12 protein-coding genes are annotated in these 14,084 nt (G+C 45.1%); all 12 read left to right on the forward strand.

Features of this window, described 5'->3' with window-relative positions:
• The first annotated feature begins 18 nt into the window (after positions 1-18).
• The 12 genes from flhB to fliD all read left to right on the forward strand — a co-directional run bounded on the left by flhB (position 19) and on the right by fliD (position 13,986).
• Positions 19-1,104 (forward strand): flagellar biosynthesis protein FlhB, encoded by a 1,086-nt coding sequence (gene flhB, locus HMPREF9124_RS03270; RefSeq protein WP_009427896.1) that lies wholly within the window; start codon positions 19-21, stop codon positions 1,102-1,104.
• Positions 1,097-3,253, forward strand: coding sequence for a flagellar biosynthesis protein FlhA (flhA, locus tag HMPREF9124_RS03275; protein WP_009428050.1), 2,157 nt, complete (start codon positions 1,097-1,099; stop codon positions 3,251-3,253). The genes flhB and flhA overlap by 8 nt, the downstream gene beginning before the upstream one ends.
• 51 nt (positions 3,254-3,304) lie before the next feature.
• A complete protein-coding gene (locus HMPREF9124_RS03280) occupies positions 3,305-4,084 on the forward strand; it encodes a sigma-70 family RNA polymerase sigma factor (RefSeq protein WP_009429807.1) in 780 nt (259 codons plus the stop codon).
• Between the two features lie 204 nt (positions 4,085-4,288).
• On the forward strand, positions 4,289-5,059 hold the full coding sequence (locus HMPREF9124_RS03285) for a flagellar hook-basal body protein (RefSeq protein WP_036595131.1): 771 nt from the start codon (positions 4,289-4,291) through the stop codon (positions 5,057-5,059).
• 41 nt (positions 5,060-5,100) lie between these two features.
• Positions 5,101-5,904 (forward strand): flagellar hook-basal body complex protein, encoded by an 804-nt coding sequence (locus tag HMPREF9124_RS03290; RefSeq protein WP_009429909.1) that lies wholly within the window; start codon positions 5,101-5,103, stop codon positions 5,902-5,904.
• A gap of 32 nt (positions 5,905-5,936) precedes the next feature.
• On the forward strand, positions 5,937-6,554 hold the full coding sequence (locus HMPREF9124_RS03295; RefSeq protein WP_009428885.1) for a chemotaxis protein CheC: 618 nt from the start codon (positions 5,937-5,939) through the stop codon (positions 6,552-6,554).
• 1 nt (position 6,555) lies between these two features.
• On the forward strand, positions 6,556-7,044 hold the full coding sequence (locus HMPREF9124_RS03300; protein ID WP_009428502.1) for a chemotaxis protein CheD: 489 nt from the start codon (positions 6,556-6,558) through the stop codon (positions 7,042-7,044).
• 81 nt (positions 7,045-7,125) lie between these two features.
• The gene (locus HMPREF9124_RS03305) at positions 7,126-8,076 is read left to right on the forward strand and encodes a chemotaxis protein (protein WP_009429137.1); all 951 of its coding nucleotides are present in this window, start codon (positions 7,126-7,128) and stop codon (positions 8,074-8,076) included.
• 478 nt (positions 8,077-8,554) lie between these two features.
• Complete coding sequence (locus HMPREF9124_RS03315) at positions 8,555-9,463, forward strand: hypothetical protein (protein ID WP_242821548.1); 909 nt, start codon at positions 8,555-8,557, stop codon at positions 9,461-9,463.
• A 29-nt stretch (positions 9,464-9,492) separates the two neighbouring features.
• Positions 9,493-10,305: a ParA family protein gene (locus HMPREF9124_RS03320; RefSeq protein ID WP_009428542.1), complete on the forward strand. Its 813-nt coding sequence runs from the start codon at positions 9,493-9,495 to the stop codon at positions 10,303-10,305.
• Complete coding sequence (locus tag HMPREF9124_RS03325; protein ID WP_009428017.1) at positions 10,274-11,098, forward strand: late competence development ComFB family protein; 825 nt, start codon at positions 10,274-10,276, stop codon at positions 11,096-11,098. Before HMPREF9124_RS03320 ends, HMPREF9124_RS03325 begins: the two co-directional genes overlap by 32 nt.
• 341 nt (positions 11,099-11,439) lie before the next feature.
• Positions 11,440-13,986: a flagellar filament capping protein FliD gene (gene fliD, locus HMPREF9124_RS03330; protein ID WP_036597613.1), complete on the forward strand. Its 2,547-nt coding sequence runs from the start codon at positions 11,440-11,442 to the stop codon at positions 13,984-13,986.
• The last annotated feature ends 98 nt before the right edge of the window (positions 13,987-14,084 follow it).

Consider the following 14,084-nt stretch of genomic DNA (forward strand, 5'->3'; position numbering starts at 1 on the left):
CAGAAGGAGAGGTAGATAGTGGCTGACGGCGATAAGACCGAAGCGCCTTCCGAAAAAAAACGGCAGGATGCGAGAAAAGAAGGTAATGTCTTTCAAAGTGCGGATATAGTTACGGTAGTGGTTCTTTTTGGGGTATTCTACGCGGTACGCTTTATGATTCCCTTCATTTATAAGGACTTACGTAATTTTCTCTCTTTTATACTGGAATTGATTCAGGAAAGAGAACCGGTGTCCAGTCAGATTTACTATCGCTTTTTATGGCTTTTGGTCAAGTCTGCGCTGCCGCTTTTGCTCATTACGATGTTTCTGGGAACGATTTCAAGTCTTGTGCAGACCAGATTCAACATCAGTTTCAAGCTGGTTGTACCGAAGTTTTCCAAGCTGAGCCCTGCAAGAGGCTTTACAAAGGTTTTTTCCAAAAGAAACCTTGTAGATCTGATTAAGAATATAATAAAAATTGTACTTTTGATAAATTTCCTTTATTCTATACTGAAGGCGGATATTATTCCCATTGCCAAAATGTTGCATATGGATATCCGGAATTCCAGTATTGCGCTGATGAGTATGATGTTTGACCTGATTACCCGGGTATGCGGTGTCTTTCTGATTATTGCCATCTTTGACTTTATGTATCAGAAGTGGCAATACGAGTCAGACTTAAAGATGACGAAGCAGGAAGTAAAGGACGAATACAAACAGAATGAAGGAAACCCGGAGATTAAAGGAAGAATTCGTCAGTTGATGCGTTCCAAGGCGAACCAGCGTATGATGCAATCCGTACCCGATGCGGATGTGATTATCCGAAACCCGGAACATTTGGCGATTGCCATTAAGTATGATCCGGATAAGAATCAGGCTCCGGTTGTCCTGGCGAAAGGACAGGATGAGCTTGCTCTGAAAATCATTGAGGTCGGAGAGGAACATCAGATTACGGCTGTGGAAAACAGACCGCTTGCCAGAGCCATGTATCCCCTGTGTAAGGTGGGACAGGAAATCCCCGGTGATTTTTACGGGGCGGTAGCGGAAATTCTGGTTTACATTTACCGGAAGGAAAATAGACAAGATATCTTAGATAGAGCAAAGGAAGATAATAGAAATGCTTAAACGACTTTTGCAAAATTCAGTAGTACTTTTCGTACTGGTGATCATATTGCTTTTGATTATCCCTCTGCCACCGGCACTTGTCGATGTGGCTATTGTGGTTAACATGGCAATTTCCATGATGATTCTGGTCATCACCATGACGATCAGAGAGCCGCTTGAGTTATCCATCTTCCCGTCCCTCCTATTGATTACGACCCTGTTCCGATTGGGAATTAACGTTTCCACAACGAGAAATATTTTGACCCGCGGCGGATCTTCGGGAGCCATTATCAAGGCCTTCGGTGATTTCGTGGTACAGGGAAATGTGGTTGTCGGCTTGATTATTTACTTAATCATCGTGCTCATGCAGTTTATCGTTATCACAAAGGGTGCGGAGCGTGTATCGGAAGTGGCTGCCCGCTTTAAGTTGGATGCAATGCCCGGTAAGCAGATGGCGATTGATGCGGATCTTTCTTCCGGCATGATTACGGAAAAGCAGGCCAGAGAAAGAAGACAGAAGATTCAGACCGAATCCGATTTTTACGGTTCCATGGACGGTGCGACAAAGATTGTAAAAGGAGACGGTGTCATGTCTCTGATTACGACGGCCATCAATCTGGTCGGAGGAAGTATCATCGGTATCATCCAGTCGGGACAGCCGGTTGCCACTGTACTTTCCACTTATTCCATTGCTACCGTGGGAGACGGTCTGGTAGGACAGATTCCGTCACTGCTAATCTCCGTATCAACCGGTATGATTGTTACCAGAGCGGTATCGGAAGGCTCTTTAAATGAAGATGTTTCCAAACAGTTCACGGCGCAGCCGAGAGCGATGCTGATTACCGGTATGGCAATGATGGTTTTGGTTTTGATTCCGGGTATGCCGATTTTACAGATTATTCCCGTTGCAGGCGGCTTTATTGCGGCAGGATATTATCTGGAAAAAAGAATCAAGGAAGAACCTGAACAGGCTAGGAACGAGGGTGAAGGCTTACTGGCCGCTATGGACGAGGAAGGGCAACCGGCTGCCGCTCCTGCTGAAGGACAGAAGGAAGAAGCGCCGCAGAGTGAAGAGGACTTCTATAAGGATGTCAATAACGTCTATAACCTCTTACAGGTCGAACCGATTGAAATGGATTTCGGTTACAGTCTGATTCCTCTTGCGGATGAATCGGTAGGCGGTCGTTTGATTCAAAGAATCGTTATATTCCGAAGACAGTATGCGCAGGATATGGGCTTCGTGGTACCTTCCATTCGCTTGCGGGATTCTTCCAATTTGGGGACCAATGAGTATAGCATCAAGGTCAAAGGCGAAGAAATTGCAAAGGGTGAAATTCTGACGGATTATGTTCTGGCTTTGGAGCCGGACGAAGTGGAAGACACTATCGACGGCATTGAAACCATAGAGCCTGCCTACGGTATCCCCTCGAAGTGGATTCGTCCGGAAAATCGAGAAAGAGCGGAGCTGTACGGCTATACGGTTATCGACCCCCTTTCGGTTATGCTTTCTCACCTGTCGGAAACGATTAAGAGACATTCCTTTGAACTGATGACCAGACAGGAAGTGGTGCGCCTTGTCGAGAATTTGAAGAAAACCGCACCGGAGCTTTGCGAAGAAGCCTTTCCGAGCGTAATCAGCTACAATCTTCTGCAAAGAATCCTGACCATGCTCCTTAAGGAGGGAATCTCCATAAAAGACCTGGAAACCATCGTTGAGACCTGCTTTGAGACAATTAGTGAGAATGGTTTACCGGTCAAGGATACGGATCAGATTGTAGAGAAAGTTCGTGCTGCACTGAAGAGAACCATCACAAGAATGTATTGTGAGGATGGCAACATGAAGGTTATCACCTTGGATGCCGGTCTGGAACGAACCATGGTAAACTCTCTTGCCCGAGGAGAGAGCGGACTGTACCTTGCTTTGAGCCCTGAGCTCTTACAGAGCCTGGTACGACAGGTGGCGGAAGAAAGTAAGAAATTCAACAACCTTACCAGTCCCCCCCTGATTCTCACCTCACAGGTCATGCGAATTCATTTTTACCATTTGATCGAACAATTTTATCCGAATGTAAGGGTACTATCGTTTAACGAAGTGGCGAGCAATGTCCAGATTCAGGCGATTGGAAGCCTTCGTTTGGAAGACGATATGGAAGAAAAAGGCAGTGCCTAAGAAAAATCACGGAAATGTTTAAGTTGAAATCCGGGGAAAGAGGAATCCATCTTGAATACACTGAATTATCCCAGCTTAGAGGGAAAAACAAATGAAGAACTATTTACACTGTATAAGGAAACGCATGCACAAGAGGTAAAGCAGGAACTCACCATGCGTTACGTGTATATTGTGCGCTCCATTGCTTATCAAATGCGTGAAATGTATCATGACTTTATGCAGACCGATGATATCGTAAACGAAGGTGTCATCGAGATTATGCGTGCCATCGAACGCTATGATGAGAGCCGGGACAATAAGTTTGAAACCTATATTTCTCGTCGAATCAGAGGTATGGTCATCGATATGATGCGGAAAAACGACTGGCTTCCGAGAAACTTTCACAGAGACAGCCGGAGTATAGAGCAGGCAACCGTAGAGTTGAATGGTCGTTTGGGCAGAGCGCCCAGCGATGAAGAACTGGCCGAATACTTGAATATGAACATAAAGAAGTTACAGAAAATTCAGCGTATGAGTAATATGGTGAATGTTTTGTCCTTGGACATGACGTACGACGAGGGAAATGAAGCACTGCTTCAGATTCCTTCTTTAGACCACAGTACACAGCCGGAATTCAGTTTCATTCAAAAGGAAAATGTTCGCGCCTTAACGGAGGCCATTGAAGCGCTTCAGGAAAAGGAAAAGCTGGTCATTTCCCTTTACTACGTGGAAGAACTGAATATGAACCAGATTGCCGAGGTTATGGAAATCTCCCAGCCTCGTGTTTCTCAGTTGCACAGCATTGCCCTTCGCAAACTGAGAAAGTTCATGGGAGATCGGGAAGGAGCATAAATTTTTCAGATAGGCAGATTTTGTTGAAAGCCTGTGCATTCGTAAAAAGGAATCAAATATTCCGGGTGTAAGCCCTTATAGAAAGCGGAAAAGAGTCCGATAATCAAGAAGCGAGATGAGTGACCTCTTGGGAAAAGAAGGTAAAGCTCAGGTTCGTGGAAGATGCAGGGCTCTTTTTTGCATCCGGAAAAGAAAGGAAAAAATATGTATCAAGGCTTTTATGATTTGGCATCGGGAATGATTACCCAAAGAAGAAATCTGAATACAATCAGTAACAACATGGCGAATGTCCAGACTTCGGGATATAAGAAAGATACCATGGTCAGCACCACCTTCAAAGAAGAGATGATGATTCGGACGGGAAGATACAACAAGAAAAATCCGGAAGATCTTGCGATGGCGTCCCGTATTAAGTCCGCTGCCAGAACCTATACCGATTATGAGCAGGGCTCCTATGAAACAACGGACGGAATTTATGATACAGCCTTAAATGGAAAAGGTTTTTTTGCCGTTCGTACGGATAAGGGAACCTTATATACCAGAAGCGGAAATTTTTCCGTAGATGAAAACGGCGTTCTGGAACTTGCAGGAATCGGTAAAGTACAGAGCAAGGAGGGAGGAGATATCGTTCTTCCCAATGACAACTTTGCCATCGATCCTGACGGCAGCATCTTTGATCCGCAGAGTACCGGGGATACAAGGAAGGTGTACGGCACCATAAAAGTTGTGGATTTTGAAAATTACGAAGGCCTGCATAAGGAAGACAACAACATGTTCAGTACGACACAGGCGGAGCTTGCAAAGCCGGCTGATACAACGGTGAATTGGAAAATGCTCGAGAAGTCGAATGTGGACATGGTGGAAGAGATGACGACGATGATGAGCTCGCAAAGATCTCTGCAGAGTGCCGCGCAGATGCTTAGGATGTACGACACGGTGATGAGTAAGGCAAGCAGTGATGTGGGCAGAATTTAAGCATCCGGAAATGAGAATATAAGCTACAGAGGAAAATACCTATGAATATGTCTTTTTACGTTGGTGCACTCGGTGCCAACGCCAGTCAGAAGAAAATGGATGTCATCAGTAACAACCTGGCGAATATCAATAACAACGGGTTCAAACCGAAAAATGCCATTTTTTCGGAGCTGATTAATTATAACCTGAATGATTCTCCGGAAGCAAAGACCGAACTGCAGGCCGGAGGAGCCGGCACCACAGTGGTCAGAACCAACACGGAGTACGGAACCGCTGCATTTACGACGACCGGACAACCGAATGATTACGCCATCGGAACAAGTAATGCTTTCTTTAAGCTGATGGATCCGAAATCGGGAGAAATCAGCTACACCAGAAACGGTCATTTCCATGCCGGAGAGTTTCCGGACGGAAAGTTTTATCTCCTAACAGAGTCCGGAAAGCATGTTTTGGATGAAAAGGGAGAGAAGATGCTTGCAGACGACACTGCCTTAAAGGTTATCGAAGAGGCTGCAAAAGCCGGAGAAGGCAGCGGAGCAAAGAGCAGTACAAACGGGGATACGGAAGAGAAGAAACAGAAAATTGGTGTTTATACAATGACTTATCCCAGTCGATTAGTAAGTAAGGGCGATAATGAGTTTGCAATCCGTGCAGGGGATACCAAGAATGTGGAAAGCCTGGTGGAGAAGCCGGTGCTGGAAACAGGTACCTTGGAAGCTTCCGGAACGGATATGGCGAAGGAAATGACCCGCCTCATCGAGAGTCAGAGAGCATTTACCTATGCCTTAAAAATGGTACAAACCTCTGATGAAGTGGAAGGGACGATTAACCAGTTAAGAGGATAAACAAACGAAGCTCAAGATAAGGAATCAAGAAGATGAAAATCAACCGCTATGAAGATATGAATCTTCAAGAACTCGATGTCATGAAGGAAATAGGAAGTATCGGTACCAGCCATGCCGCTACGGCACTTTCCCAGCTCTTGCAAAGAGAAGTGCGCATTACCATCCCGAAGGTGAAAATCCTGGGATACAACGGCGCAGTCAAGAGAATTGGGCAGGAAGAGGAAATCGTAGGAGCAACTCTCGTACAGATGAGTGGAGACTTGGACGGTTTGATGCTTTTCCTCTACGACTTTCATTTTGCCAAAAGACTCTTGAAAAAACTTTTGGAAAAAGAGTATGAGGACTTCAGTAAGATGGACGATATGGCATTTTCAGCCTTAAAAGAGGTCGGAAATATCATTATCTGCTCCTATATCAATGCGTTTTCCCAACTGGTAGGCGTAGATATCAACCTGTCGGTTCCCAGCAGTACAGTCAATATGCTCGGAGGGATTCTTACCGTGCCTATGGTGGAATTCGGTTATGAATCCGATAAGCTCATGTATTGTAATGCGGATTTTCTGGTGGATGGAAAGAGTATTCCCTCTTGGTTATTGATGCTTCCGGATATCCATTCTTTAAATACGATTCTCGGAAAGCTAGGAGTGTAAAATGCAGTTGGATAAGCAGCTAAAAGTAGGAATTGGGGATATGAAGCTGACTCGAGGAGACGGACTCATCATCACCTACGCTCTTGGCTCTTGTATCGGACTGGCCTTTTATGACTCATACATCAAATTGGGAGCGCTGTTGCATGTCATGTTGCCTGAAAGGGTAAATGCAAATGACCCGAATGTTTTTAAATATGCAGATACGGGGATACGCGAGACGCTACGCAAGATGACCGCTTTTGGGATGGTAAAGAGTAGGACGACGGTACGTATAGCAGGGGGCGCCAAAATGTTTGAAATCAGCGGAAATGCCGGTTTCGGAAACATTGGGCAAAGAAATATTGAAAGTGTAAAACAGATTCTCCGAGAAGAAGGTATGAAAATTACCGGAGAAGATACCGGAGCAAATTATGCAAGGACCATGAGTCTGGACACCGGAAATGGGGAAGTATTGATACGAACCTATGGACGGGACATTGTCCGGATTTAAGGATAGATACAAAACTCTAGTGGGGGCAGGATGCAAGTCCCGCGTTTAAGGAAGAACGAAAAAGGGAGAGGATATACGAAGATGAAAAAGAAAAATGAAAAGGAAGGCATTTTACTGGAGTCCGGAACGAACGAAATCGAAATCATGAAGTTTCGCGTTTTAGGAGAATTTTACGGAATCAACGTGGCAAAGGTGAAAGAAATCATGATGACGGAGAAGATTAAGCCGATGCCGCATTCCCACCCGTCAGTAGAGGGATTTTTCAAGCCGAGACAGCAGCTGATTACAGTTATTAATCTGGCAAATTATCTTACCGGCGTAACACCGGAGCAGGGTGTCAGAGATTTATTTATCATTACACACTTCAACAAGATGATGGTGGCATTCCGTGTGGATTCCATTGAAGGAATCAGCCGTATTTCCTGGCAGAGTATCCAGAAGCCGGATAGAACGCTGGCAAACGGTGCCGAGTCCGTGGCTACCGGTATTGCCCAGTGTGATGATCAGCTGGTTACCATCCTCGACTTTGAGAAGATTGTAGCGGAGATTTCTCCGGAAACCAGTATCAAGATGGAAGAAATTGAACAGATGGGTGAGAGAGACATCACGACGGCTCCGATTGTCATTGCAGAGGACTCCGTTTTACTGCAGAAAATGATTGGTGCAGCTTTGCAGAAGGCCGGCTTTACCAATGTTTCCATTTTCAATAACGGACAGGAAGCGTGGGATTATCTGTCCTCTCTGCGAAATGATCAGAATCTTTACCAGAAGGTAAACCTTCTGATTACGGATATCGAGATGCCGATGATGGACGGACACAGGCTCACGAAGCTTGTGAAGGATGATATGCGCTTAAAGAGAATCCCGGTAGTCATTTTCTCCTCTCTGATCAATGATCAGATGAGAATAAAGGGGAAGGAACTCGGTGCGGATGAGCAGCTTACCAAGCCGGAAATCGGACACTTGGTAGAAGTTTTGGACACTCTGATTAAGCGTTTCCGGGAATCCGATCACGCATTGCTGGTAAAATAAAAGCTGTCAGGCCTACGGGATGGAAACTGTAGCTTCCATAGCGGGGCTTGCGGAAAATGGAATATTGTGTGTTAGTATACGATGTCCGTTTCGGAATTAAAAATAAGAAGGCATGGATCTGCCTGAAAGGAACAGGGATGGTGAAAAAAAGGATAGAACTTCACCATCCCTCTTTGTTATTCATAATGTGTGTAAAGCGTGCGATATCTTGTTCAAAACAGGTGGTGGCCGGAAGGATATCCCGGTTTGGATTTTATCCGGATTTTGAAAATTCCTAGCATATTTTTAGGCTTTTGGGTATAATAAGGAGGTAAAAAATGAAAAAGAGTAGTATGGCTGTTTTTTTAAGTCTTTGCCTTTTGGCAGGGGGATTTTTTACAGAAAAAACTTACGCCGACAGTAATTTTTCGGGAGATTGGATTAAGCAGGGGGATGCCTGGTATTTTTATCTCGCACCGAATACGCCTCTGGAGGAAGAGTGGCTCAGCTACAATGGAGACAGCTACTATATCGGACAGGGCGGCAGGATGGTTACCGGAAAATACATCGATCCGGAAGACAAGGCCGAGTATTTTTTGATGAGGACGGAAGACTTCTGGAAGATGAATTTACGAAGGACGGTAAGCTTTACATAGGAAAGAACGGTAAAGAGCTTCGCTATTTTAATGATTATCGTACCTTCCTGAGAAGAGAACTGGAAAGTCTTAAACAGAAAGACTTCGGGAAAAAGGTAGAAAAGGCGAGCGGAGACGCTGACAGTACGGCAACTACGCTGGAAGGGGCTGTGATTCACCCTGAAGCGTATGCGTTGATAGATATCAATGATGACGGCTATAAGGACATCGTCCTTTTAAAGGATAAGGTGAGAGAGGAAACGAAGCTTTCTCCCAATGTTTTAGCCGTTATCTTGTATAAAGAAGAAACACGTATCACGAAAGAAAGTAGAGAAGAAGCAAAGAATAAGACGGAGAACGAGAAGCTTCCCATCAAGGAGCGCAGCACCATGCCGCTCCTCGAGGCTGAGGCGGATGGACCTTACACCTTTGTGGTTCGGCGGAACAAGCTGACGGGAGAGATTGCATTCTTACGAAACAATCGCGGAGGAGAAGACTATTCCGTTTTTCAGTTCAAAAAAGATGAGGGATTGAATCAGCTCTATTCCATTGCAACAAAGAGAGACGGTATGGGCGTTGCCAAGTATTATTCTTTTGCGGATGAAGTGGAATTTCAGGAATACCAAAGAATACTCCTTACGATTCAAAATCAGTTTGGAGAGCCATACCCGGTAAAGTCCTATAACTTGGACGAGGCGGGCTTGGAGGAAGGCCTGAAGGACTTCAGCAAAGAGGAACTTTCTTTCTATGCGACACAGGAATTTAACAACTAGAATTCCTTTTTCAAAGTAGGAGGTTTGTTTTGTCAATCATCATTACTGTATCCAACCAAAAGGGCGGTGTGGGAAAAACCACTACCTCGGCAGCAATTTGTGCAGGTCTTGCGGACAGGGGAGCCAAGGTTCTGGGCATTGATTTGGATCCTCAAGGAAACTTAGGCTTTTGTATGGGATTGGAAGGCGGTAATCCGACCACAATTTTAGATGCCTTACATGGAAAGGTGAAGGTGCAGCAGGCCATTCGGCGTTTGCCGAAAGCGGATATTTTGCCTTCGGATATCTCCCTTTCCACTACGGGTCTGGAAAAATTGGCTCCGGGAAAGAGAGAAGTGGCATTGAAAGAGATGCTTGCTCCGGTTATGGATTATTATGATTATATGGTGATTGATACCCCGCCGGCACTGAACCTTTTAACGGTAAATGCCTATGCGGTATCCGATTTTTTGATTATTCCGATGTCTTCGGATATACTATCTTTAGTAGGGCTTTCTCAGCTTCGAGAGACGATTGACTCCGTAAAGCAGGGATTAAACAAGAATTTGAAAGTACTGGGGATTCTTCTTAACAAGTATGACAAGCGTACCACCTTGTCCAGGGATGTGGAGGAGATGGCAGACGGTCTTGCCAAGCAGATTTCCACCAAGGTATTTCAAACGAAAATCAGGCAGGGTGTTGCCATTGCGGAGGCACCCGCTCACGGAGAAGATATTTTCACCTACAATAAACGCTCTCCTGCGGTCAAGGATTATATGAGCTTTATTGAAGAGATAGCAGGGGATATTCATTTGAAAGAGGTGATAGCGTATGGCAACGAAGAAAACAACGAAATCCAATAAAACATCTCATGTGATGAACTTACTTACCTCCGCACCGGTGACGGAAGAGGTGGAGAGTGCGAGTGACTTGGGAAGCGGAACCTCGACGTCCAAGTCTTCCAAGGCGGAAATCGATGAGGCGTTGCTTTCCGACTTCCATGAGGCTGCAGAGAAGACCAAGCAGGCCGCAGAGCACTTTGACGGAGCGGTAAGCAATTTTAAAACCGCAGTGGAGAATTTCGATACCATAGAGCAGAACAAAGTTTCCGAAAGCGAAGAAAAAGAGGAAAAAAAGGAAGAGAAAAAAGAGGCAAAGGATTCGAACTTGCAGGAAGAGGCTCCGCCGGCTTATAAAAAGAGCAAAGTCACCGTGATTGATGAGTCTTCGGAAAATGATAAGATTACGAATGAGATTCAGCAGAATCTGGAGAAAAAGCTTCTCTCCGAGTATGATGAAGCGGAACCGGAATTTCATATCGTAAATGTCATGGCGGATATCTTACAGACAAAGGATGTGCGCGGACTGATGCAGAAGTACGGCGGTTGTACCTGTGACAAGTGTGTTGCCGATGTGACGGCACTCTCCTTAACCAGACTTCCTGCGAAGTATGTGGTGCTGGACAAAGACAAGACCTCTCCGATGATCGGTTTTTACCGGAGCAAATTCCATGCGGATATTTTTGTGGCAATGCTGAAAGCGGTAATGGATGTAAAGGAGCACCCGCATCATGATCCGAACCGTGGAAAGGATACGACAAAGTTTGATGCGGAGGAACGAAAGAATCTGAAGGGCGGTTCCATGAATATTGCCTAAGGCGATTCTGAAGCTGTCGGTTTCCATTTCTGCAATGTTTTAAACAACAGGAGACTGTGAAGAAGAAGGCGGTTTTCACCGCTTGTCTTTTTCCGGTCTCTTTCTTATTTTCTTATATAAGTATAAAAAAGAGCCGATAATGTCATGAGAAGTTAGCAATAAGAATGTCTTGGAAGGGAGTCCTGCATTCTTGGGCTTTTGAGGAGGTGGCAGGGAAGCTCTTCCTGCAGATACAAAGGTCTTGCTAAGTAATAAGCGGGGAACACCTACATTTCTCGTTTAAAAATCATAACGGAAGTTTTCGCTACAGAGGCTTTCGTTAAAGAGAGGAAGGATGAATCATGGCAGGTTTATCAACAAGCGCAACTAGTAGCTCTGGACTCGGAAACACCTCCCTTAGGGGCTTTGGTGGAATGGCGTCCGGACTCGACAGAGATGCGTTAATTGAACAGATGTCCAGAGGGACACAGACTAAGCTGACTAAGGCCAGACAGGAAACCACACAGATTGAATGGAAGAGAGATGCATTCAGAGAACTTGCGGATAAGACCATCGAGTTTCAGGATGACTTCTTGTCTTTTGCGTCTTCTAATTCCGTGAAGAATGAAGAACTCTACGAATCCAGTGTTGTGGATGTAAGAGGAGACGCGGCAGCGGCAAAGTATATTACGGCAAGCGGAGCTTCCGATATGACGAAGAACCTTAAGATTTCCGCTGTAACAAAGCTTGCAACGGCAGAGTCCATTGTTTCCGATGTAAAGGGTAGCGTATCGGCGATTCGAAGCGGAATCTCCGCAGATGCCTTAGCCGGTGCTAAAACCGTAAAAACCAGTAATTTAGAGGGAAAGACCCTTGAATTCGGTAACTATACCACAAAAGGTGTATTTAACCAGAAAGCAAGCTTTACTTTCCCGAGTTCTTATAAAGATGATGACGGAAAGACGGTGGAAATCGACTATACCGGAGACAAGGAAAAGCTGGTAGAGGCCTTAAATAAGGCAGCTAAGCAGAAAAATGTACAGCTTGGTGAAAATAAAGATTTAAAATTTAAGTATAACCGGGGGGCAAATCCGGGCGAAGACTTCATCAGCATTGAAGGCAGCTCCGACTATGTCATCAAGAAAGAATCCACTGCCCTGGAAGCTTTAGGGTATAGAGCAGGTGCACCGGGCAGTACGCCGACAGGAACCGGTTCCGCTTCTTACGGCTTGAGTCTTGACAATTTTAATGCGGGAACCGCAGCGGAGCATAAGTTCTCGAAGGCTTCCGTACAGGAGAGCGGTTTCCTCGATTATTTAAAGGATACCAAGCTCACGGTTTCTCATAGCGGAAAGAGCAGAGAGGTCAGCATTTTAACCGATGCGCAGAAACAGGATATCGAGACACGGTTTGTCGGAAATGATTCCACAACCAACCAGAACAGACTGGATGCCGTAGCACAGGCTATGCAGAAAAATATCGATAAGGAGTTCGGTGCCGGAAAAATCAAGGTGGACAGTTCCACAGGCAGCTTATCTTTCAACAGTGCCAATGGAAAAGACACGGTTTCGGTGAACTCTTCCGACCAGACAGTTAGAAGCAATCTGGGAATCGAAAAGGGAGCTTCCAACCGTGTATCTTTAGAGAGCTCTATTATGAGCAGCCTGGATAAGCTTGGTCTGGATTCCTTTGCCGGAAATAAAGCCGGACTGGATGAAGCACTTTCGCATTTAACGATTAACGGAAAAGAAATCAAGGGAATCACTTCAGACTCCACCGTTTCCGATATGTTGAAGAAAATCAATGATGCGGATGCCGGGGTAAAGGCTTCCTACATGCAGGGTTCCGGACGATTTGTTTTGATTCACAGTGAAACCGGTTCGGGAAGAAGTATCGATTTAGGAGATGCTTCCGATGCCAACAATGTTGCCAATAAGATTTTCGGTGCTACAGCAGGCGGCGGCGGAGAGGTAAACCACGGTCAGGATGCGGAGATTGTCTACAACTATGGAAACGGCATCAATGAAGTTCTGACTTCTTCTTCCAACACCTTCAATATTGACGGAATGACCATTACGGCAAGCGGAAAGTTCGGTGTAGAATTGGATTCGAGCGGTAATGCAGTGACAAAGCCTGACGGATCGTATAATTTTGACAGTTCCAAGACGGTAAGCTTCAGTTCCAAGGCAAATGTGGAAAAAGCAACGGCCAGCATGAAGAAGTTTGTTGAGAAATACAACGAACTGATTACGTCCTTAAATGACCATGTGAAGACCAGAAAGGAAAAAGGATATGATCCTTTGACCGATGAGCAGAAGAAGCAACTCAGTCAGACTTCTATCGATAACTGGGAGAAGAAGGCTAAGCAGGGAATTCTTTATGGAGAATCTTCCGTTAGAAACTTCAAATTCTCCATGGACAGAGTCATGACCAATGCCATAAATGATTTGCAGAAGGCCGGCTTAAAATATGAAGATATGGAGAAGGCGGGAATCAGTATGTCTTCCGATGTTCATGACGGTGGAAAACTTGTCTTTGATGAAGAAAAGTTCAAGAAGGCAATGGAGACGAATCCGGAAACGGTAAAGAAAATCATGAGCGGACACAACGGTTCCAAGGGCTTTGCCAAGGTCGTTGAAGATGCAATGACACCTTATGCAACACGTTATGCATCCAGAAATGGCGGCTCCTACGGAGAATTGGTTAAGGAAGGCGGTTCCAATAAGGTAACGCTGAAGAACACCTCCACGACTGTTTACCAGGCTTTAAAGGAAAATAATGACAAGATTGAAAAGCTGAAGACACTTCTCAGCACGGAGCAGGATCGTTATTTGAAGCAATTCTCTCAGCTGGAGAAATTAATCAGCAAGATGAATACACAGTCTTCTTACCTGAGCGGTTTGAGCTAAGAAGCAGGACGTTTTCAAGAGGAAATGAAATAGAAGGAACAATGGGAGCCGATTCTTCGGCTCCCATTTCTTATGAATCTATAAAATTCTTTACAAAG

This window comes from Oribacterium sp. oral taxon 108 str. F0425, assembly GCF_000214455.1.
GTDB classification, from domain to species: domain Bacteria; phylum Bacillota; class Clostridia; order Lachnospirales; family Lachnospiraceae; genus Oribacterium; species Oribacterium asaccharolyticum.

What these genes read in the sequence shown, in the direction of transcription:
- fliD (WP_036597613.1), top strand. Translation starts at nt 11,440, where the DNA reads ATGGCAGGTTTATCAACAAGCGCAACTAGTAGCTCTGGACTCGGAAAC.
- flhA (WP_009428050.1), top strand. Translation starts at nt 1,097, where the DNA reads ATGCTTAAACGACTTTTGCAAAATTCAGTAGTACTTTTCGTACTGGTG.
- HMPREF9124_RS03290 (WP_009429909.1), top strand. Translation starts at nt 5,101, where the DNA reads ATGAATATGTCTTTTTACGTTGGTGCACTCGGTGCCAACGCCAGTCAG.
- HMPREF9124_RS03300 (WP_009428502.1), top strand. Translation starts at nt 6,556, where the DNA reads ATGCAGTTGGATAAGCAGCTAAAAGTAGGAATTGGGGATATGAAGCTG.
- HMPREF9124_RS03305 (WP_009429137.1), top strand. Translation starts at nt 7,126, where the DNA reads ATGAAAAAGAAAAATGAAAAGGAAGGCATTTTACTGGAGTCCGGAACG.
- HMPREF9124_RS03295 (WP_009428885.1), top strand. Translation starts at nt 5,937, where the DNA reads ATGAAAATCAACCGCTATGAAGATATGAATCTTCAAGAACTCGATGTC.
- HMPREF9124_RS03325 (WP_009428017.1), top strand. Translation starts at nt 10,274, where the DNA reads ATGGCAACGAAGAAAACAACGAAATCCAATAAAACATCTCATGTGATG.
- HMPREF9124_RS03285 (WP_036595131.1), top strand. Translation starts at nt 4,289, where the DNA reads ATGTATCAAGGCTTTTATGATTTGGCATCGGGAATGATTACCCAAAGA.